The organism is Vibrio zhanjiangensis (assembly GCF_030161235.1).
In the GTDB taxonomy this organism is placed as follows: domain Bacteria; phylum Pseudomonadota; class Gammaproteobacteria; order Enterobacterales; family Vibrionaceae; genus Vibrio; species Vibrio zhanjiangensis.
The window spans coordinates 33,783-54,329 of the sequence record NZ_BSPW01000094.1; the positions used below are offsets into that span (position 1 = coordinate 33,783).

The 20,547-nt window shown below is 43.5% G+C and carries 18 protein-coding genes; 11 read left to right on the forward strand and 7 right to left on the reverse strand.

Annotated features, from left to right (window positions below; genetic code table 11):
• Positions 1 to 25: 25 nt before the first annotated feature.
• The gene (ampD, locus tag QQK21_RS20245; protein WP_284193977.1) at positions 26 to 571 is read left to right on the forward strand and encodes a 1,6-anhydro-N-acetylmuramyl-L-alanine amidase AmpD; all 546 of its coding nucleotides are present in this window, start codon (positions 26 to 28) and stop codon (positions 569 to 571) included.
• An 83-nt stretch (positions 572 to 654) separates the two neighbouring features.
• On the opposite strand, the gene fldB is transcribed toward ampD, so the two are convergent.
• Positions 655 to 1,176, reverse strand: a complete 522-nt coding sequence (gene fldB, locus QQK21_RS20250; protein WP_284193978.1) for a flavodoxin FldB — start codon at positions 1,174 to 1,176, stop codon at positions 655 to 657.
• A gap of 164 nt (positions 1,177 to 1,340) precedes the next feature.
• Here fldB and xerD point away from each other — a divergent pair, with 164 nt between their 5' ends.
• From xerD to lpdA, 7 genes are all read left to right on the forward strand, one after another.
• Positions 1,341 to 2,237 carry a site-specific tyrosine recombinase XerD gene (gene xerD, locus QQK21_RS20255; protein WP_431313149.1) on the forward strand — a complete coding sequence of 299 codons (897 nt, stop codon included), beginning with the start codon at positions 1,341 to 1,343 and terminating at the stop codon, positions 2,235 to 2,237.
• Positions 2,238 to 2,276: 39 nt separating this feature from the next.
• Complete coding sequence (locus QQK21_RS20260) at positions 2,277 to 3,029, forward strand: thioredoxin fold domain-containing protein (RefSeq protein WP_284193979.1); 753 nt, start codon at positions 2,277 to 2,279, stop codon at positions 3,027 to 3,029.
• A 118-nt stretch (positions 3,030 to 3,147) separates the two neighbouring features.
• Positions 3,148 to 4,884, forward strand: a complete 1,737-nt coding sequence (gene recJ, locus QQK21_RS20265; protein ID WP_284193980.1) for a single-stranded-DNA-specific exonuclease RecJ — start codon at positions 3,148 to 3,150, stop codon at positions 4,882 to 4,884.
• Positions 4,885 to 5,280: 396 nt separating this feature from the next.
• Positions 5,281 to 6,048, forward strand: coding sequence for a pyruvate dehydrogenase complex transcriptional repressor PdhR (pdhR, locus tag QQK21_RS20270; RefSeq protein ID WP_284193981.1), 768 nt, complete (start codon positions 5,281 to 5,283; stop codon positions 6,046 to 6,048).
• A gap of 49 nt (positions 6,049 to 6,097) precedes the next feature.
• A complete protein-coding gene (gene aceE, locus QQK21_RS20275; RefSeq protein ID WP_284193982.1) occupies positions 6,098 to 8,767 on the forward strand; it encodes a pyruvate dehydrogenase (acetyl-transferring), homodimeric type in 2,670 nt (889 codons plus the stop codon).
• 19 nt (positions 8,768 to 8,786) lie between these two features.
• Positions 8,787 to 10,664 (forward strand): pyruvate dehydrogenase complex dihydrolipoyllysine-residue acetyltransferase, encoded by a 1,878-nt coding sequence (aceF, locus tag QQK21_RS20280; protein WP_284193983.1) that lies wholly within the window; start codon positions 8,787 to 8,789, stop codon positions 10,662 to 10,664.
• Positions 10,665 to 10,916: 252 nt separating this feature from the next.
• A complete protein-coding gene (lpdA, locus tag QQK21_RS20285; RefSeq protein WP_284193984.1) occupies positions 10,917 to 12,347 on the forward strand; it encodes a dihydrolipoyl dehydrogenase in 1,431 nt (476 codons plus the stop codon).
• A 113-nt stretch (positions 12,348 to 12,460) separates the two neighbouring features.
• On the opposite strand, the gene QQK21_RS20290 is transcribed toward lpdA, so the two are convergent.
• Positions 12,461 to 13,066, reverse strand: a complete 606-nt coding sequence (locus tag QQK21_RS20290) for a LuxR/HapR/OpaR family quorum-sensing transcriptional regulator (RefSeq protein WP_284193985.1) — start codon at positions 13,064 to 13,066, stop codon at positions 12,461 to 12,463.
• A gap of 305 nt (positions 13,067 to 13,371) precedes the next feature.
• Here QQK21_RS20290 and hpt point away from each other — a divergent pair, with 305 nt between their 5' ends.
• Positions 13,372 to 13,902: a hypoxanthine phosphoribosyltransferase gene (gene hpt / locus QQK21_RS20295; protein ID WP_284193986.1), complete on the forward strand. Its 531-nt coding sequence runs from the start codon at positions 13,372 to 13,374 to the stop codon at positions 13,900 to 13,902.
• 67 nt (positions 13,903 to 13,969) lie between these two features.
• Here hpt and can read toward each other — a convergent pair whose 3' ends face one another.
• Positions 13,970 to 14,629, reverse strand: a complete 660-nt coding sequence (can, locus tag QQK21_RS20300; protein WP_284193987.1) for a carbonate dehydratase — start codon at positions 14,627 to 14,629, stop codon at positions 13,970 to 13,972.
• Between the two features lie 343 nt (positions 14,630 to 14,972).
• On the opposite strand from can, the gene QQK21_RS20305 reads away from it, so the two are divergent.
• Positions 14,973 to 15,887: an ABC transporter ATP-binding protein gene (locus QQK21_RS20305; protein WP_284193988.1), complete on the forward strand. Its 915-nt coding sequence runs from the start codon at positions 14,973 to 14,975 to the stop codon at positions 15,885 to 15,887.
• 1 nt (position 15,888) lies between these two features.
• The gene (locus QQK21_RS20310) at positions 15,889 to 16,659 is read left to right on the forward strand and encodes an ABC transporter permease (protein WP_284193989.1); all 771 of its coding nucleotides are present in this window, start codon (positions 15,889 to 15,891) and stop codon (positions 16,657 to 16,659) included.
• 72 nt (positions 16,660 to 16,731) lie between these two features.
• On the opposite strand, the gene panC is transcribed toward QQK21_RS20310, so the two are convergent.
• Genes panC through pcnB form a run of 4 tightly spaced genes read right to left on the reverse strand, consistent with a single transcriptional unit; the run spans position 16,732 to position 20,315 of the window.
• Positions 16,732 to 17,634, reverse strand: a complete 903-nt coding sequence (gene panC, locus QQK21_RS20315; RefSeq protein WP_284193990.1) for a pantoate--beta-alanine ligase — start codon at positions 17,632 to 17,634, stop codon at positions 16,732 to 16,734.
• Between the two features lie 11 nt (positions 17,635 to 17,645).
• On the reverse strand, positions 17,646 to 18,440 hold the full coding sequence (gene panB, locus QQK21_RS20320) for a 3-methyl-2-oxobutanoate hydroxymethyltransferase (protein WP_284193991.1): 795 nt from the start codon (positions 18,438 to 18,440) through the stop codon (positions 17,646 to 17,648).
• A 22-nt stretch (positions 18,441 to 18,462) separates the two neighbouring features.
• Positions 18,463 to 18,948: a 2-amino-4-hydroxy-6-hydroxymethyldihydropteridine diphosphokinase gene (gene folK / locus QQK21_RS20325; RefSeq protein ID WP_284193992.1), complete on the reverse strand. Its 486-nt coding sequence runs from the start codon at positions 18,946 to 18,948 to the stop codon at positions 18,463 to 18,465.
• Positions 18,945 to 20,315, reverse strand: a complete 1,371-nt coding sequence (pcnB, locus tag QQK21_RS20330) for a polynucleotide adenylyltransferase PcnB (RefSeq protein WP_284193993.1) — start codon at positions 20,313 to 20,315, stop codon at positions 18,945 to 18,947. The genes folK and pcnB overlap by 4 nt, the downstream gene beginning before the upstream one ends.
• Positions 20,316 to 20,547 lie beyond the last annotated feature (232 nt).

The following is a 20,547-nucleotide window of genomic DNA, read 5'->3' on the forward strand; positions in this document are numbered from 1 at the left end:
TTAACAACAATTTAGGTAACTAGAGATGATAGATGAAGATGGTTGGTACATAGGAGCACGGCGTGTTCCTTCTCCTTTTTCTGATTGCCGACCAGATGTCGAAGATATTTCTTTGCTGGTGATTCACAATATCAGTTTGCCGCCAGGTCAGTTTGGAGGACCTTTTATCGAGCAGTTGTTTACTGGTCAGTTAGAGCGTACGGCACACCCTTTTTTTGAAACTATTTATCAAAGCAAGGTGTCGGCTCATTGTTTGATTCGGCGAGATGGTGAAGTGGTCCAGTTTGTGCCATTCACTGCAAGAGCTTGGCATGCGGGTGTTTCAAGTTTTGCAGGACGAGAGAAATGCAATGACTACTCAATCGGGGTTGAACTCGAAGGCAGCGACTTTGTTGCTTACACGGATGAGCAATATCAGTCCCTCGCTCATTTAACTGCGTCGATACAAAATCGTTTTCCTCATATAACCGCGTCTAGAATTACTGGACATCAATATATAGCACCGATGCGAAAAACAGACCCAGGTTTGGTTTTTGATTGGCAAAAGTATCTGGGGAGCATAAGACGATGACCTTGTCTGTGTCATGTCAAAAAGAACTTAATATTTTGGCTTAGATTGGAAGATTGATGCCGCTGCATCAATCTTTAACCTTGTTAGAGCGTTTCTTGATACTCAACTAAGATTTGTTCAATCCATGTTGCTATGCGCTCGTCACTGAGCTCGTATTGAGAGTCTTCATCCAGAGCAAGGCCAACAAATTGTTTTCCGTCATTGGTTAGCGCTTTGGATGCGTCGAATTGATAGCTTTCATCATTTGGCCAATAACCAATAAAGTTGGCGCCTGTTTTTTCTAGCTGTTCATGCAGCATTCCCATCGCATCTAAGTACCACTCACCGTATCCTTCTTGATCGCCTAATCCGTATAATGCAACGGTTTTTCCGCTAAGCGATAAGCTGGCAATGTCATTCCAAACTTCATTCCAGTCTTCTTGGATCTCCCCAAAATCCCAAGTCGATATACCTAGAATGAGTAAATCATAATTCGCCATCTCGGCCAATTGGGTTTGTTTGACATTAAAAATATCGACCAAATCTTCGCCTAAAATAGCTCGCATCTTTTCTGCGGCCATTTCGGTATAGCAGGTGGTTGAACCGTAAAACAGACCAATTTTCATCACTTTCTTTGCCACTCATACAAACGAATAGCGAATTCTAACCACAAAATGACGAGCTTTGCAGCGAATATACACAATAAAAAGCAATTTTTATGGCTTTATTATCGTATGCCACTAACATTGAGCACAAATCTTACCGATGGGGAGTGAATGTGTCAGATAAGGTGTCTCTCGAGCAGGGGATAGTCGAGCAGTTTCTTGATGCGATGTGGATGGAAAGAGGGTTGTCTGAAAATACTCTGGCATCATATCGTAACGATCTATCCAAGCTTATCCAGTGGATGGATGACAATAATTACCGTCTTGACTTCATCAGTTTATCTGGACTTCAGGACTATCAGAGTTGGCTGATGGACCAAGGTTACAAACAGACTTCTCGTGCAAGGATGTTGTCGGCTATTCGACGATTGTTCCAGTACCTCCATCGTGAAAAAGTGCGAGGTGATGACCCGAGTGCGCTTTTGGTCAGTCCTAAATTGCCCAAACGTTTACCGAAAGATTTAAGTGAAGCGCAAGTTGAAGCATTGTTAAATGCCCCCGATCCTGAGGATGCGATGGAGTTGAGAGATAAAGCCATGCTTGAATTGCTTTATGCCACTGGACTTCGAGTAACTGAACTTGTTAGTTTAACGATGGAAAATATAAGCCTTAGGCAAGGCGTTGTGCGCGTCACTGGTAAAGGCGGAAAAGAGCGCTTGGTCCCAATGGGGGAAAATGCGGTTGAATGGATTGAAACTTTTATCCAAGATGGGCGGTCTGAGTTGCTAGGAGAGACAACATCGGATGTGGTGTTTCCGAGTAAAAGAGCTCGTCAAATGACGCGTCAGACTTTTTGGCATCGAATTAAGCATTATGCCATTATTGCTGGAATCGATACTGATTTGTTGTCGCCACATGTATTGCGTCATGCTTTTGCCACCCACTTGCTCAACTATGGGGCAGATTTGAGGGTTGTGCAAATGTTACTGGGGCACAGTGACTTATCGACAACACAAATTTATACTCACGTGGCAACGGAAAGACTAAAACAGTTACACAGTGAGCATCATCCAAGAGCATGAGGGGAATGCCCTTTTGCCGTTAAGTACAAGGTGAATTAAATGAGCGTATTGCGCCGAATGACTCTTCTTACCCTTCCTTTGTTAGTCGCTACTCAGGCATTTTCAGCAACGGATACAAAGTTAGATAAGACTCAACTTGAAAAGCGTTTCTCTAAATTAGGTTTGGAGATCAACAAGGTTGTACCAGCTGATATCAAAGGCTTGGTTGAGGTTCAAACGAGTGGTGGGGTGCTTTTTGCTTCGCCAGATGGTGAATATTTTTTAGCAGGGACATTGTATAAGCTAGATAAAGATGGGCAGTACGAAGATGTATTGGCAAAGCGTCAAGCACCGATCAATGCGGCTAAAATCGATGCATTTAAAGACAGTATGATCGAGTTCAAAGCTGACAATGAGAAGTATGTTGTCACTGTTTTTACTGATATTACTTGTGGTTATTGTGTGAAGTTACATGGTCAGATTGACGACTATAAGGCTCTTGGTATCACGGTTCGTTATATGGCCTATCCTCGTCAAGGAGGCACAGGTTCTGTTGCTGATCAAATGGCAACCATTTGGGGAGCTGAAAATCCTCAAAAAGCGATGAATGATGCAAAAGAGAAGCGTCAATTCCCTGAAAAAAGCAAAGATTTCGCTAAGTATCAAGAGATTATCAAACAACATTATGCCTTGGGACGAGAGCTCGGCATCAGTGGAACTCCAGCGATCTTTTTACCTGGCGGTGAAATGGTTGGTGGATATCTGCCACCAGATCAAATGCTAAAACGTCTACAGCAGGCTCAAAAGTCATAATACTGCCTGCAATGGCCACCTTGTTTAACATTGAATACCAGTATGATGAGGTGGCTGTTTAGTAACAAATAGCCACTGATTACCCAGCCTAAAGCATACAATCCTCAAAGATATATTTATGATAGAAATTCAACGTCGTCCAGAGACTGATCCTGCCATGCTTGAGGCTGATATTACGCCTCTTCTCAAACGCATCTATATTGCTCGTGGTATAACTCATCCAGATCAATTAACAACAACAGCCCGAGCACTACATTCATTTCAGAAACTCCAAGGAATTGAAAGCGCAGTTGAGATTTTGTATCAAGCTATCTTAGCAAATAAACGTATTATCGTTGTCGGAGACTTTGATGCAGATGGCGCAACCAGTTCAGCATTGTCTGTACTTGCGTTACGAATGCTTGGATCACCAAATGTCGATTATTTAGTACCCAATCGGTTTGAGGACGGCTATGGATTGAGTCCTGAAGTGGTTGACCAAGCTATCGAGATTGGTGCTCAGGTCATCATGACCGTGGACAACGGGGTATCTTCTATCGAAGGGGTGCGATACGCCAAATCGCAGGGATTAACGGTATTAGTGACGGATCACCACTTACCGGGTAGTGAACTTCCGATCGCAGACGCCATGGTTAATCCGAACCTGGAGTCTTGTGCCTTTCCATCTAAAGCTTTAGCAGGGGTGGGAGTGGCGTTTTACTTGATGATGGCTTTGTGTGTTTATATGCGCAATGTGGGCTGGTTTTCTCAACAAGGCATACCAGAACCAAAATTAATGGAGCTCCTTGATCTTGTTGCCTTAGGTACTGTGGCTGATGTGGTCCCTTTGGACGGAAATAATCGAATTCTGGTTCATCAAGGGCTACAGAGGATTCGAGCGGGTAAAGCGAGACCAGGAATCCAAGCCTTAATCGAAGTGGCAAAGCGTGATGCGAGAAGGCTTGTAGCGGCCGACTTTGGGTTTGCGCTAGGTCCACGGATTAATGCTGCTGGTCGTTTGGACGATATGTCATTTGGTGTTGAGCTTCTACTCACAGATAATATTCATGCCGCGCGGAGAATGGCGAGTGAATTAGATGGCCTGAATCAAACTCGAAGAGAAATTGAAGAAGGGATGAAGCAGGAAGCAATGGCATTTTGCGAGCGTTTACAATTTGGTGAAAGCCAAATGCCATATGGCTTAGTGCTATTTCAACGCGACTGGCATCAAGGGGTGATAGGTATCTTAGCATCCCGAATCAAAGAAAAATTTCACCGTCCCGTGATTGCTTTTGCTGATGGGGGGGATGGTCTACTAAAAGGCTCGTGTCGTTCGATTCCAAGTTTGCATATGCGAGATACACTCGATCGCATTGATACACAAAATCCAGGATTGATTATTAAATTTGGTGGTCATGCCATGGCGGCGGGTCTCACCATTTTAGAAAAAGATTTTGAGCAATTTGCTCAGCTGTTTGATATTGCTGTACAAGCAGAGCTCGATGATGCTGCGCTCAAGGGAATTATTCTCTCTGACGGAGAGCTCAAGCCTGAAGAGTTTTCCATGCATACGGCGGAACAATTGCGTTCAGCAGGGCCGTGGGGGCAAGCGTTTCCCGAGCCAATATTTGATGGTGAATTCAAGCTTCTTCATCAAAAGTTAGTAGGAGAAAAGCACCTAAAACTCATGCTGGAGCCATTGCACAAAGGTCATCCAACTAACATTATGATTGATGGTATCGCTTTTAATGTTGATTTGCGGCGTTGGCCTGACGCATCGGTAAAAACGGTTCATTTAGCCTATAAGCTTGATATTAACGAGTTTCGAGGCAACCAGTCTTTGCAGCTTATGATAGATCACCTAGAAGCTAAATAGTGGCTATCAAACTCTTTCTGTGTATTGGAGAGGTTTGGCCGTTTTATTTTGGTGGCATTCTTAACAGGCTGTTACTCTGGCCAGTTTCTTAAACTCTTTCCCTTCGCTGAGGTTCTTGAGCCAGATATCAGGCTTAAGGGCGATAACACAACATGGTGAGTTGTTCTAAACTTGAGCGATAGCTGATTCATTATTGACTTGTTTGTTTTTTGTAATTGGTCAGACCAATAGGGTTGCTGTTTTAATCAGCTATTGTTATCAAAGTGTTGACACTTATGTTGTTCAATGATGTGGGTCAAATTTTGACTGGAACTTGCGTTTTAATTATGTTAATTTCGTCGCCAATATGAAATTGGTAATACCAATTGACTGCGAAGAAATAGAAGAACAATAACTATGGCTTATCAAAGGATTCGTCAGCCTAAGCTTTCCGATGTGATAGAACAAGAATTGGAAAGGCTGATAGTGGAAGGAACCTTGTCTCCGGGGCAACAGTTGCCGCCAGAGCGAGAACTGGCAAAGCAGTTTGATGTTTCTCGACCCTCAATCCGAGAGGCTATTCAACGTTTAGAAGCTAAGCGTCTTCTGACTCGACGCCAAGGCGGCGGTACATTTGTTAGTGAGAAAATTTGGACGAGTTTCTCCGATCCTCTGCTAAATTTATTGTCTAGCCATTCGGAAACACAGTTGGATTTACTTGAAACGCGTCATGCGATGGAAGGTATTTCTGCGTACTTTGCAGCAGTTCGTGGAACCGAACAGGACTTTGCCCGCATTCAAGCATGCTTGAAAAAAATCAGCCAAGAACAAGCGAAAAAGAATGTTGAGGCTGAAGCGACTGCCGTGATGCAGTTCTTGATAGCGTTAACGGAAGCTGCGCATAACGTGGTGTTGTTGCACATCGTCCGTAGTCTGGCGCCGTTATTGGAGCAAAATGTCCTACAGAATCTCAAACTCTTACATCGTCGCGATGAAGTAGTTGAAAAAGTAAGTAAACACAGAGCTAATATTGTAGATGCGATTGTTTCCGGTCAGCCTGAAAAGGCACGTGAAATGTCACATTCTCACTTAGCTTATATTGAAGAAACATTGTTGGATTTGAGTCGTGAAGAATCTCGTCGTGAGCGTTCTTTGCGTCGAATTCAGCAGGGTAACGACTCATAAGAGCGTTACTTAAAATAAGTAGATCCAACCAACAGAAGGATAGATCGCCATGTCTGATATGAAGCATGACGTAGATGCACTCGAAACTCAAGAATGGTTACAGGCTCTTGAGTCAGTGGTACGTGAAGAAGGTGTAGAGCGTGCTCAGTACTTACTAGAGCAAGTTCTAGATAAAGCACGTCTAGACGGTGTTGACATGCCAACTGGAGTCACAACGAATTACATCAATACGATTCCAGCAGATCAAGAACCCGCTTACCCCGGTGACACAACGATAGAGCGTCGTATTCGTTCCATTATTCGTTGGAACGCAATCATGATAGTCTTGCGTGCTTCGAAGAAAGACCTTGACCTTGGTGGTCATATGGCATCTTTCCAGTCTTCTGCAGCGTTCTACGAAACATGTTTCAACCACTTTTTCCGTGCTCCCAATGAGAAAGATGGTGGTGACTTAGTTTATTACCAAGGCCATATCTCTCCTGGTATATACGCACGAGCCTTTGTGGAAGGTCGTTTAACGGCAGAACAGTTAGACAATTTCCGTCAAGAAGTGGACGGGAAAGGTATTCCATCCTACCCACACCCTAAGCTGATGCCTGAGTTCTGGCAGTTCCCAACGGTTTCTATGGGCTTAGGTCCAATTTCTGCTATCTATCAGGCTCGCTTCCTGAAATATCTTGAAGGTCGCGGTCTTAAAGATACCTCTGAGCAGCGTGTTTACGCTTTCTTGGGTGATGGTGAGATGGATGAACCTGAATCACGTGGTGCGATTTCTTTTGCTGCGCGTGAGAAGCTAGACAATCTATGTTTCTTAATCAACTGCAACCTACAGCGTTTAGATGGCCCTGTAATGGGTAACGGTAAGATCATTCAAGAGCTTGAAGGCCTATTCAAAGGTGCTGGCTGGAATGTGGTTAAAGTGATTTGGGGCAACAATTGGGATTCTTTACTGGCTAAAGATACCACAGGCAAATTGCTGCAACTTATGAACGAAACCATTGATGGTGATTACCAAACCTTCAAAGCCAAAGATGGAGCCTACGTTCGTGAGCATTTCTTTGGTAAATATCCAGAAACAGCGGCGCTTGTTGCTGACATGACAGATGATGAGATCTTTGCCCTTAAACGCGGCGGTCATGAGTCATCCAAGCTTTATGCGGCATACAAGAATGCAGAGCAAACTAAAGGTCGCCCTACTGTGATTTTGGCGAAGACAGTGAAAGGCTATGGGATGGGTGATGCTGCTGAAGGTAAGAATATTGCTCACCAAGTTAAGAAGATGGATATGACGCATGTTCTGTATATGCGTGATCGCCTAGGCCTACAAGACCTTCTAACGGATGAAGCGGTAAAAGAGTTGCCTTATTTAACCTTGGAAGAAGGTTCAAAAGAGCACGAATACTTACACGCACGCCGCAAAGCACTCAAAGGTTACACTCCTCAGCGTTTACCGAGATTCAGTCAAGAACTTCAGTTGCCTGAATTAGAAGAATTTGCGCCACTGCTTAGTGAGCAAAAGCGTGAAATCTCGACCACAATGGCCTATGTACGTACCTTAAATATTCTGCTTAAGAATAAAGGTATTGGTAATAATATTGTTCCAATTATATGTGATGAAGCCCGTACTTTCGGTATGGAAGGCTTGTTCCGCCAAATTGGTATTTATAACCCTCATGGTCAGGCATATACGCCAGAAGATCGTGGTGTGGTCTCATACTACAAAGAGGCTACCTCTGGACAAGTACTTCAAGAGGGTATCAACGAACTGGGTTCGATGGCTTCTTGGGTAGCTGCTGCAACATCATATAGCACCAACAACCTACCAATGATCCCGTTCTATATTTATTACTCAATGTTTGGCTTCCAACGTGTGGGTGATATGGCATGGATGGCAGGTGACCAGCAAGCTCGTGGTTTCTTGCTCGGCGCGACCGCGGGTCGTACAACCCTAAATGGTGAGGGTTTGCAGCATGAAGATGGCCATTCACACATTATGGCGAATACGGTTCCTAACTGTATTTCTTATGACCCAACGTTTGCGTACGAAGTTGCGGTTATTATGCAAGATGGTATTCGTCGTATGTACGGGCCACAGCAAGAGAATGTCTTCTACTACCTAACATTAATGAACGAAAACTACGAGATGCCAGCGATGCCTGAAGGGGCTGAGGAAGGCATTCGTAAAGGTATCTACAAGCTTGAAAGTTATTCAGGTAAGCGTGGTAAGGGTAAAGTTCAATTGATGAGCTCTGGCACTATCATGAATGAAGTGCGTAAAGCCGCGCAAATATTGAGTGATGACTACGGCATTGCATCTGATGTCTACTCAGTGACTTCTTTCAATGAAGTAACACGAGATGGACAAGCGGTTGAGCGCTTTAACATGCTTCATCCAGAATCAAAACCTCAGGTGCCTTATATTACTCAGTTAATGGGTAAAGAGCCTGCGATTGCTGCCACAGACTACATGAAGAACTATGCTGAGCAAGTTCGTGCTTTCATGCCTTCTGAGTCATTTAAAGTACTTGGTACTGATGGTTTTGGCCGTTCAGATAGCCGTGAAAACCTGCGTCGTCACTTTGAAGTAAATGCTGGATACGTGGTTGTTGCCGCATTAACTGAGCTTGAAAAGCAAGGTAAGGTCGATAAATCTGCGATCACTGAAGCAATTAAAAAGTTCGATATCGATACTGAGAAAACTAACCCGTTGTACGCTTAATTAGAAAGGTAGATAAGAAATGGCAATCGAAATTAATGTACCAGATATCGGTGCGGATGAGGTTGAAGTTACTGAAATTCTTGTAAGCGTTGGTGACAAGGTTGAAGAAGAGCAGTCTCTTATTACTGTCGAGGGTGATAAAGCTTCTATGGAAGTGCCTGCATCGACAGCCGGTATTGTTAAAGAGATCAAAGTCGCTGAAGGCGACAAAGTATCAACAGGCTCTCTCATTATGGTGTTTGTTGCAGAAGATAGCGCAGCTGAAGCTAAGCCTGCTGCCGAAGTATCTCCTGCTGTTGCCCCAGCGTCAGTTTCTGAACTTAAAGAAGTTCATGTCCCTGATATTGGTGGCGATGAAGTGGAAGTGACTGAAATCATGGTCTCTGTCGGTGATAGCATCACTGAAGAGCAATCACTTCTCACTGTTGAAGGCGATAAAGCGTCAATGGAAGTACCGGCGCCATTTTCCGGCACACTAAAAGAGATCAAAGTCGCTAGTGGTGATAAGGTGACAACTGGCTCTTTGATCATGGTATTTGAAGTTGCAGGTACAGGCGCTCCTGCGGCGACGGTTGCAGTCGACACTCCAGTAGCTGCAGCACCATCAGCCTCGGCCGTAAAAGAAGTCAATGTGCCGGATATTGGTGGTGACGAAGTCGAAGTGACTGAGATCATGGTTGCTGTTGGCGATACAGTGGAAGAAGAGCAGTCTCTAATCACTGTTGAAGGTGACAAAGCATCTATGGAAGTTCCGGCACCATTTGCAGGGACAATTAAAGACATTAAAATTTCTGCTGGTGATAAGGTTTCTACTGGTTCTCTAATTATGGTCTTTGAAGTTGCAGGTGCAACACCAGCGCCCGTTGCAGCACCAACCTCTGCTCAAACACCAGCTCCGGCTGCCAGTGCTCCTAAATCAGAAGCGGTGGCACCAACGGCATCTGGTGATTTCCAAGAGAATAACGAGTATTCGCATGCCTCTCCTGTGGTGCGTCGCTTAGCGAGAGAATTTGGTGTAAACCTAGCTAAGGTCAAAGGTACTGGTCGTAAGAGCCGTATTCTTAAAGAGGATGTTCAGTCATATGTAAAAGAAGCGCTGAAACGTCTTGAATCTGGTGCGGGAGCAGCGTCGGGTAAAGGCGATGGTGCAGCGCTTGGTTTGCTACCATGGCCAAATGTCGATTTTAGCAAATTTGGTGAAACTGAGATTCAGCCACTTTCTCGTATCAAGAAGATCTCTGGTGCTAACTTGCATCGTAACTGGGTGATGATCCCTCATGTAACTCAGTGGGATAATGCAGATATCACAGAACTGGAAGCTTTCCGTAAAGAGCAAAACGCGATTGAAGCGAAGAAAGATTCTGGCATGAAGATTACACCTCTGGTGTTTATCATGAAAGCGGCAGCGAAAGCTCTTGAAGCTTTCCCAGCGTTTAACTCTTCTCTATCTGAAGATGGTGAGAGCCTAATTCTGAAGAAATATGTCAACATAGGCATTGCTGTAGATACACCGAATGGTTTAGTTGTGCCTGTGTTTAAGGATGTCAATAAGAAAGGCATCTATGAGCTATCTGAAGAGTTAATGCTCGTGTCTAAAAAGGCACGTGCTGGTAAGCTGACCGCTGCAGACATGCAGGGTGGGTGTTTTACCATATCAAGCCTAGGTGGTATTGGTGGTACAGCATTTACCCCTATCGTTAATGCACCAGAAGTGGGTATTCTTGGCGTGTCTAAGTCTGAGATGAAGCCTGTGTGGAACGGTAAAGAATTTGAGCCGCGTCTACAATTACCTCTGTCTCTTTCATATGACCACCGTGTGATTGATGGTGCAGAAGGCGCGCGTTTTATCACCTATCTAAACGGATGTTTGTCAGACATTCGCCGTTTGGTTCTTTAACGAAAACGTGTTACTTAGAGGCGGCTATTTGAGCCGCCTCTGTTACTAGAAACGTCCAGCAATTAGGTTGAGATAAGGTTTTCCTTACTGAATTGTTGGCTAGCTCACAGGCTAAATGGAATTGCTTTTCACACCATTAACATCTCTGTAAACTGTTGGCGGTCTGAAAATAACTGTTTAAAACTAACCACTATTAAACATAAGAATTAATACCCACTCGCCTGTTAGGGATAATGACTACAAGAGGTCAAAATGAGCAAAGAAATTAAAGCCCAAGTTGTTGTACTTGGTTCTGGTCCTGCTGGTTACTCCGCTGCATTCCGTTGTGCAGATTTAGGTCTTGAAACCGTACTTATCGAGCGTTACAACACTCTTGGTGGTGTATGTCTTAACGTGGGTTGTATCCCATCGAAAGCACTTCTTCATGTGTCTAAAGTCATCGAAGAAGCGAAAGCGATGGCAGAACACGGTGTCGTATTTGGCGAGCCAAAGACAGACATTAGCAAAATACGTATCTGGAAAGAGCGCGTCGTTAACCAGTTGACTGGTGGTCTTGGCGGAATGGCTAAGATGCGTAACGTCACAGTTGTTAATGGCTATGGTAAATTTACAGGGCCTAACTCCATTCAGGTTGATGCTGATGGTCAATCGACAGTCGTTAACTTCGATAATGCAATCATTGCTGCAGGCTCTCGTCCTATTAAACTGCCGTTTATTCCGCATGAAGACCCACGTATTTGGGATTCTACGGATGCACTGGAACTAAAAGAAGTGCCAGAGAAACTCCTTATCATGGGAGGTGGTATCATAGGTCTAGAAATGGGTACTGTATACCATTCACTTGGTTCTAAAGTCGATGTCGTAGAGATGTTTGACCAAGTTATCCCTGCGGCTGATAAAGATATTGTTAAGGTGTACACAAAACGTGTTCAAAACAAATTCCATCTAATGCTTGAAACCAAAGTGACGGCAGTGGAAGCGAAAGAAGACGGCATCTACGTATCTATGGAAGGTAAAAAAGCACCAGCAGAAGCAGAGCGTTATGATGCGGTTCTTGTTGCCATTGGCCGAGTACCGAATGGTCAATCATTGGATGCGGAAAAAGCAGGGGTTCAAGTGGATGAGCGTGGTTTTATCAATGTAGATAAGCAGCTGCGTACCAATGTTCCTCATATCTTTGCAATCGGTGATATCGTCGGTCAGCCAATGCTAGCTCACAAGGGTGTGCATGAAGGCCATGTCGCTGCTGAAGTGATTGCTGGTAAGAAGCATTACTTTGATCCTAAAGTTATTCCTTCAATTGCGTACACTGAACCAGAAGTGGCATGGGTTGGCAAAACAGAGAAAGAAGCGAAGGAAGAAGGCATTAAATATGAAGTGGCGACTTTCCCGTGGGCTGCGTCAGGCCGTGCCATTGCGTCAGATTGCGCTGATGGTATGACTAAGCTTATTTTTGACAAAGAGACTCACCGTGTAATTGGTGGTGCAATTGTTGGTACCAATGGTGGTGAACTACTTGGTGAAATTGGTTTGGCAATAGAAATGGGTTGTGATGCTGAAGATATTGCATTGACCATTCATGCTCACCCAACGTTGCATGAATCTGTGGGACTTGCTGCTGAAGTCTTTGAAGGCTCAATTACCGACCTTCCAAACAAAAAAGCAGTGAAAAAGAAGAAGTAACTTCGTTTTGAATATCGAAAAGCCGCTGATATGTCAGCGGCTTTTTTATTTAACCAACAGATGCAAAAAAGCCGAGTATCGATTGTTACTCGGCTTTCGTTTCAGCTAAGGTGTTACTTGTATATACAAAGCATGTTCAAGTAGCTTTGTGTTAAGCGGTTCACTGAATCATCATCTTGGGTGCGGTTCGCTTGTACGAACAATGAGTAGCAGATACCGTGGAAAAGTGTGGCTAAATCTGCTGGGTCATGTGTATCGCAGACTTCGCCTCGTTCGATTGCTTTAACAAACATGTTTTGAACCAATAGTTGGTTGGTGCGATTTGTTGAAACAAACAGTGGCCATACTTCATCACGGGTTGATGCACTCCACTCGAACCAAACTTTTAGCCAGTGACAGTCGCTGACGACTAAGTCCACCATTGCAGAAGTAAGGTTACGAAGGTTTTCTTTAGCGTGAATATCGAGATCGATATTGTCAGATAGGAAGTTAGAGAATTGGCGCACGACGTAGTTTAATACATCATCGACTAAATCTTCTCGCGTAGGGAAGTAATTAAATACTGTTGCGACAGAAACTTGAGCAATTTCTGCGATATCTGCGTGACCACCGCGACCAATACCACGACGAGCGAACACCTCTAATGCAATTTCCATTAGTTGCTGCTTACGTTTTTGCGGAGAAAGGCGCGTACGCGGTCTTTTAGCTATAGAATCCATAGTTATATTTCCTTGCCAATTGAGTTGTATATTTGGGCTTATGCCCTAGTTAGAATATTATTATTGCTTTCGCACCTATGAGTGTAATGGTGCATATCAATTAGGTCAACGATTTCAGTTTATTTAATAATCATTTTTATTAATACCGTGCTTGAGATCATGAAGTTGCATATATTTATTGCACGCTTTAATCAGGCAAACGTTTTACCTATGCCATACTGGTGCTAAAATATGTGCCAAAATCTTGGGTTGGTACAAAATTCCTTGCCTAATGCATTTCCATTAAACGAAAAAATGAGATTGATATGAAGCATACAGTAGAAGTGATGATTTCGGAACAAGAGGTTCAAGCACGGGTAAGTGAATTAGGTAAGGAAATTACCCAGTATTACCAAGGCAGTGAAAATTTAGTATTGGTTGGTCTGCTGCGAGGTTCGTTTGTTTTCATGGCGGACTTGGCGAGGAAAATTGAATTAACCCATCAGGTCGACTTTATGACTGCGTCGAGTTATGGCAATAGTATGGAAAGCTCTCGAGATGTGAGAATACTGAAAGATCTTGATGATGATATCAAAGGCAAGGATGTACTGATCATCGAAGATATTATCGATACAGGAAACACACTCAATAAAATACGTGAGATATTGTCTTTACGTGAGCCCAAATCGATATCTATCTGTACTCTGTTAGATAAGCCTTCACGTCGTGAAGTAGAAGTACCAGTGGATTGGGTCGGCTTTGCTATTCCCGATGAATTTGTTGTCGGTGTCGGTATCGATTACGCGCAAAACTACCGTCACTTACCTTATATTGGCAAGGTAGTACCACAAGAATAACGCTATATTGTTGCTGAAGTTGCTACAAGCCCCTTTAACGCAAGGGGCTGAGTCTTTTTACCAGAAATTAGCCAAGAACTGGTGATGATAATATTTTGCTCAAGGCTTCTCGATGACCTGATTCTAGAGACTCACGATCAGAGCAGCGTACACCTAAGTCTTGTAACTTACCATTGCCTATCCCATAGACAACGCCGTGTATTTCAATCTCTTGGCCGCGTTCCCAAGCACCCTGTAAAATTGTTGAATTACCCAAGTTATACACTTGTTCAGCAACGTTAATCTCACACAATTTATCTCCCCACTGTTCACGAGGTAAAGATTCAATCTGAGTTTTGTATTTATGATAGTTGTCGCGGATGTGCAAGAGCCAGTTATTGATTAGGCCTAACTGAGGGTTGTCGATTGCGGCATTCACACCACCGCATCCATAGTGGCCACACACAATGATGTGTTTCACTTTAAGAACTTCAACCGCGTACTGTACTACTGATAAACAATTCAGGTCGGTATGAATGACTTGGTTGGCAACATTTCTATGTACGAATAGCTCGCCTGAATATAAGCCAGTAAGGCGCTCTGCGGGAACTCGGCTATCAGCACAGCCAATCCAAAGAAAATCAGGATTTTGTCCTTCTTTTAGTGTTGCAAAGTACTCTGGTCGTTCAGCCTTAATGGATTCAGACCATTTTGAGTTGTTTTCAAAAAGCTGCTTTATTTCCGGCATTTTTCAATTATTCCTTAACGAGCCTTACACCACTATACACAATCTTAGGTCGTCCTTCTCGTTAAATTACGGTAATAAAGAACTCATCTGATGTCTCCAGAAAGCTTACCATTTGAGAGGGTAAGTAATGCTGTTTACTTTTCACTGTGCAGTAGGTAGGGTATTTTTCTATATTTCCAATTTAATCGAAATATTAATTGTGTAAGTATGGATTCAGAGATAAACTCATAAGCAGCCGTAGTGTTTTGGCGGTATCGGATCACTTTTTAGTCATCAAGGTACTTTTTCCCAGCTATCCCAAACTGCGAGATACTACAACTTTATATTATTAACAGTGAATACTATGTACGCATTAGAAATACAGCAGCTTCGCAAGACATACTCGGGTGGACTTGAGGCATTGAAGGGCATCAGTCTAAATGTTACCCAAGGCGACTTTTATGCCCTTCTTGGCCCTAATGGTGCCGGTAAATCGACCACTATTGGGGTGATTTCATCTTTGGTTAACAAAACTTCTGGTATTGTCAGGGTATTTGGCTTCGACATTGACCAAAGTCTTGAGTTAGCTAAGCAGCATTTGGGGCTGGTTCCACAAGAGTTTAATTTCAACCCTTTTGAGACTGTCGAACAAATTGTACTTCAGCAAGCCGGTTACTATGGAGTTCCTCGTACACTTGCCAAAGAGAGAGCACAAAAATATTTAACGCAACTTGAGTTGTGGGATAAGAAAAACGAGCGTGCTCGTCATCTATCTGGTGGAATGAAAAGACGCTTGATGATTGCAAGAGCCTTGATTCATGAGCCTAAGCTGTTGATTTTAGATGAACCGACGGCGGGTGTTGATATTGAGCTTCGCCGCTCGATGTGGGAATTTCTCAAGCAGATTAATCAGCAAGGAATTACGATTATTCTCACTACTCATTACCTTGAGGAAGCCGAAATGTTGTGCCGCAATATAGGCATCATAAATAAAGGTGAGCTTATAGAAAACACCACAATGAAGGCTTTACTTAACAAGTTACATGTTGAAACCTTTATTTTTGATTTAGAAGAAGAGGTGACCGTAGCTCAGTTGGATGGGGTCATTAGTCAGAGTATTAAAAATGGTTCATTGGAAATTGAAATAGAAAAGACTCAAGGGCTGAACACAATTTTTAGTCAGCTAACCGAACAGGGAATTAAGGTCTTATCGATGCGGAATAAGTCAAATCGTTTGGAAGAGCTGTTCGTAAATATTGTTCGTCAAGGAGGCCAATAGCATGCATCGTTTATATTGGACTGCATTTTGTAGCCTCATGAGTAAAGAAATACACAGGTTCACTCGTATTTGGGTTCAGACCTTGGTCCCACCAGCGATCACTATGACTTTATATTTTATAATCTTTGGGAGTTTAATAGGGTCGAGAATTGGTGAGATGAATGGCTTTAGTTATATGGAATATATAGTGCCAGGACTCATCATGATGTCGGTGATCACTAACTCCTATTCTAATGTTGCTTCGTCATTCTTCAGTGCAAAGTTCCAAAAAAATATCGAAGAACTCCTTGTCGCCCCCGTTCCTAATTATGTGATCATATTAGGCTTTGTTATGGGAGGCGTTGCTAGAGGGTTATTAGTAGGGCTGATTGTGACCGTGGTATCACTGCTTTTTGTTGATCTTCAAGTTGATCATTGGGGCGTGATTATTATGACCGTCTTTATGACGTCAATAGTGTTTGCACTTGGGGGCTTGATTAATGCGGTATACGCAAAAACCTTTGATGATATTTCTATTATTCCTACCTTTGTGCTGACTCCGCTCACCTACCTTGGGGGCGTATTTTATTCAATAAGCCTGCTGCCTGAGTTTTGGCAAGGAGTATCGAAGATTAATCCTATTATCTATATGGTCAATGCGTTTCGTTACGGATTTTTGGGCATTTCTGATGTTGGTATAGTGACATCATTTAGTGTGTTGACGGTTTTTGTCGTCTTTCTCTACGCGATTGCACATTATTTAGTCACTAAGGGGATTGGACTAAGAAGTTAGGGACATTGATGGGTCTTAAGCAGAAAATAAAAGCTGGATGCTAGGTCCAGCTTTTTCACATTGACGGCCGAATTAGTCTGCGTTTTCTGAAGCCGACTCTGTAGGATGCTCTTCGTGTGTATCTATGGTGAGTTCAACCACTTGGTTGTCAATAAGTCGAGCTTGACCCAAAAAGGCTGACATCAGGATAACGGCTTGATTTGTTTCCGCTGTCACCATGCCTAATGTGTTTGAATCACGAATAAAAATTTCATCTGGCTGGAGCTCTGCAGCTCTGAGCTGATCGCTAGCATCTTCGATAATTGACGCATAATCGTTTCGTCCACCACGCATGGCACTACTGATCCAGCGCATAGTGCGGGCTAAGACTGGTGCACGCTGGCGTTCATCAATGGTCAACAGGTTGTTGCGTGAGCTCATGGCAAGGCCATCCATTTCACGAACGGTCGGTACGCCGATGATCTCAATATCCATGGCAAGATCTTGTGTCATTTTGCGAATGACGGCTAGTTGTTGGAAGTCTTTTTCACCAAAGCATGCGATATCGGGTTGAACAATATTGAATAACTTGGTCACCACAGTGGCAACGCCACGGAAATGCCCTGGACGAGAGGCCCCTTCGAGGATGTTTGACAAGCCTGGCACATCAATAAAAGATTGTTTGTCTGTTCCATTTGGGTAGATGACTTCAGGAGTAGGCGTGAACACCATGTCAATACCATCATTGGTTAATTTGTTGAGATCATCTTCAAGTGTTCTAGGGTAGTTGTTCAGATCGTCACTACGCTCAAATTGCATAGGGTTGACGAAAATACTGACGATGACGACATCGGCCAGCTCGCGCGCTTTACGCATCAATGTGAGATGACCTTCATGCAGATTACCCATCGTAGGGACAAAAGCGATACTGCGTCCTTCACGTTTATGCAGTTTGATTTGTTCGCGAAGCGTGACAATTTCAGTAAAAGTTTGCATCAGTTAACTCCTTATGCAATTGTGTGGGCATGGCTTGGGAATGCGCCACGTTCAACTTCGTCTTTGTACATGGCGACCGCTTTGCGCAGATCTCCAGTTTCAGCAAGGAAGTTTTTTGAAAATTTAGGTATGTAATTTGCGGATATTCCGAACATGTCGTGCATAACAAGGACTTGACCGTCCGTCATATTGCCTGCTCCTATTCCTATTACAGGAACATCACAGACTTCTGTAATTCGCGCAGCGAGGTCTCTGGGAACACATTCTAATAAAATAATTTGGGCTCCGGCAGCTTGTAGAGCAATAGCATCACGAACCATACGTTCTGCTTTATCTTGCTCACGCCCTTGAACTTTATAGCCACCCAAAATATGAACTGACTGTGGGGTTAATCCTAAATGAGCACAAACAGGCACCGCACGCTCGGTTAGTACTTTCACCGTATCGATTAGCCAATCGCCTCCTTCAATTTTAACCATGTTCGCTCCTGCACGCATGAGCTTAGCGGCATTTTCACAAGCTTGCTCAGGTGTCGCGTAACTCATGAAAGGCATATCAGCCATTAGCAGACAATTAGGGCTACCGGCCCGCACACAACGTGTGTGATAAGCGATGTCTTCGATGGTTACTGGCAAAGTATCAGATTGACCTTGTAAAACCATGCCTAAGGAGTCTCCCACTAGAAGAACCGGCATTTCTTCACTTTCGAATAGTTGAGCGAAGCTAGCGTCATAAGCTGTAGAAGTAGCAAATTTACGACCTTCCTGCTTCCATTTCATCAGATCAGATATGGTAACTTTTTTCATGATTTTTCCTTTCAGGAGTTGGCTATGATTGCCAAACACGCAGACCATTTTTTGAGACAATAGACAACAAATCTTCTAGTCTGGTCCCACATGGGAGAGTGATACTGGGCGCAATGTCAGCGAGCGGATATAGTACGAATTCTCGTTCCTTCATTCCATAGTGTGGAATGGTTAGGCGCTCTGAGTCGATGACTTCATTTCCGTAAAGAAGGATGTCTAAATCTAGGGTACGAGGTCCCCAGCGCTCATCTTTGCGGATACGCCCTTGTTCTTGTTCAATAGCCTGAGTGCAATCGAGTAATTCAATGGGTGTTAATTGTGTGTGAATTTCGACAACAGCATTAATGTAATCAGGTTGATCTTGCGGCCCCATAGGGGGGCTAGTGTATAGCATAGAGCAATTGATAAACTCAGATTTTGGTAATTGTTTCAGTGCGTTAATTGCATTATTTGCTTGAGCTATTGGGTCGGATAAATTACTCCCAATCGCTATATAGACCGTGGTCATGAAGATGAAACCTTGTTCTTTTTGTTCCGAAATGGCTTGCGGCGACGTTTTTTATTATGTTCTGGTGTCTCAGAGTCTAAATCGGCGACCATAGCCTGCCTCATTTCGCGTCCCGCATTTTGAAACGTCTGCCACCACTTGGCAAGTTGTTCTGTTTCACCTGTTTCAATTTCTGCTCTCATTTCGAGGAAATCAAAACCCGCTCTAAACTTGTTTAACTCCATTAGACGTGCAGCGCGCTTGCCATTTCTGCGTGGTAGGCGAAGTTGCAATTGCCATATTTCTCGGATAGTTGCAGTATGACGGCGCGGGATCGCTATGGTCCGAACTTGTTCATCTAGGATATGGTTACTTGCTTCCATCACGGCATCGTATTCAGAAAGTTTACGTTTTGCCATTAAGATGTCAGCACGCGCGAGAAGTGGGTACCATAACATGGCTGCAAACATGAAGGCAGGATTAATACGCTTACCTTGCTCGATTCGTATGTCAGTTGAATCTAGAACCAAATCAAGCATTTGTTCAGTTTTTGATGAGTAATCTTGGGTGAAATCTTCGGCGATTAATGGAAACAGCTGCTGAAATAGGTTGTACTCTCGCATCAGATGGTAGGTTTCCAATCCATAACCTGACTGTAGCATTTTTAGAGATTCTTCGTACAAGCGTGCAGCTGGAATATCTTGCAAAAGATGAGACATCTCTTCAATAGGAGCCGCTGTGTCTTCTTCGATATCAAAGTCTAATTTCACGGCAAAACGAATGGCACGTAGCATACGCACTGGATCTTCACGATAGCGTGTTTGTGGGTCGCCTATCAAACGCACCAATCGTTCTTCTAGATCTTCATGTCCACCTGCATAGTCATGAATGGCATAATTATCTATGTTGTAGTACATAGCGTTAATCGTAAAGTCGCGACGTTCTGCATCTTCGTCTATGGTGCCATAGACATTGTCGCGTAAAAGCATGCCTTCTTTCGATTGCTGAGAGATATTTTTAGTGCTTTCTTGATGATGGCCACGAAAAGTGGCGACCTCGATAATGTCTCGGCCAAACATAATATGTGCAAGACGAAAGCGGCGGCCAATAAGACGACAATTTTTAAATAGTTGGCGTATTTGTTCTGGAGTCGCATTGGTTGCTATATCAAAATCTTTCGGTCTTTGATCCAGAAGTAAGTCCCGTACACCGCCACCGACAAGAAAGGCGTCAAAGCCTGCACCATGAAGTCGGTACAATACCTTCAATGCGTTGTCACTGATGTGTTTACGAGAAATATTATGTTCTTGGCGCGTAATAACGTTCAGAGATAACTCTGGATAGACGTCGTTTTTATTTGGTGTTTGGTCGTTTTTCTTCATTTGCATCAATTACTCGTATTTCTGGCGGCTCTCATCACCAGTACTCGAGTGTGCCTATTGGCCTGGCTTATGGTTCCGTTTATGCCGTTTGGGCTAATTTCGCGGCTAATAATAGCCTACAGCGAGCTATTTGAGAATCGCGGTGTTATTTCTGTTGCATCTGGCAGTTGATCAATTGTGATCACCAAGCGATTCTGTCGTACCTTAATTACCAAGCGACTTTGTCATTACGTTAACT

Coding starts and splice junctions, on each gene's coding strand:
- ampD (WP_284193977.1), top strand. CDS start 26: ATGATAGATGAAGATGGTTGGTACATAGGAGCACGGCGTGTTCCTTCT.
- fldB (WP_284193978.1), bottom strand. CDS start 1,176: ATGAAAATTGGTCTGTTTTACGGTTCAACCACCTGCTATACCGAAATG.
- QQK21_RS20260 (WP_284193979.1), top strand. CDS start 2,277: ATGAGCGTATTGCGCCGAATGACTCTTCTTACCCTTCCTTTGTTAGTC.
- recJ (WP_284193980.1), top strand. CDS start 3,148: ATGATAGAAATTCAACGTCGTCCAGAGACTGATCCTGCCATGCTTGAG.
- pdhR (WP_284193981.1), top strand. CDS start 5,281: ATGGCTTATCAAAGGATTCGTCAGCCTAAGCTTTCCGATGTGATAGAA.
- aceE (WP_284193982.1), top strand. CDS start 6,098: ATGTCTGATATGAAGCATGACGTAGATGCACTCGAAACTCAAGAATGG.
- aceF (WP_284193983.1), top strand. CDS start 8,787: ATGGCAATCGAAATTAATGTACCAGATATCGGTGCGGATGAGGTTGAA.
- lpdA (WP_284193984.1), top strand. CDS start 10,917: ATGAGCAAAGAAATTAAAGCCCAAGTTGTTGTACTTGGTTCTGGTCCT.
- QQK21_RS20290 (WP_284193985.1), bottom strand. CDS start 13,066: ATGGATTCTATAGCTAAAAGACCGCGTACGCGCCTTTCTCCGCAAAAA.
- hpt (WP_284193986.1), top strand. CDS start 13,372: ATGAAGCATACAGTAGAAGTGATGATTTCGGAACAAGAGGTTCAAGCA.
- can (WP_284193987.1), bottom strand. CDS start 14,629: ATGCCGGAAATAAAGCAGCTTTTTGAAAACAACTCAAAATGGTCTGAA.
- QQK21_RS20305 (WP_284193988.1), top strand. CDS start 14,973: ATGTACGCATTAGAAATACAGCAGCTTCGCAAGACATACTCGGGTGGA.
- QQK21_RS20310 (WP_284193989.1), top strand. CDS start 15,889: ATGCATCGTTTATATTGGACTGCATTTTGTAGCCTCATGAGTAAAGAA.
- panC (WP_284193990.1), bottom strand. CDS start 17,634: ATGCAAACTTTTACTGAAATTGTCACGCTTCGCGAACAAATCAAACTG.
- panB (WP_284193991.1), bottom strand. CDS start 18,440: ATGAAAAAAGTTACCATATCTGATCTGATGAAATGGAAGCAGGAAGGT.
- folK (WP_284193992.1), bottom strand. CDS start 18,948: ATGACCACGGTCTATATAGCGATTGGGAGTAATTTATCCGACCCAATA.
- pcnB (WP_284193993.1), bottom strand. CDS start 20,315: ATGCAAATGAAGAAAAACGACCAAACACCAAATAAAAACGACGTCTAT.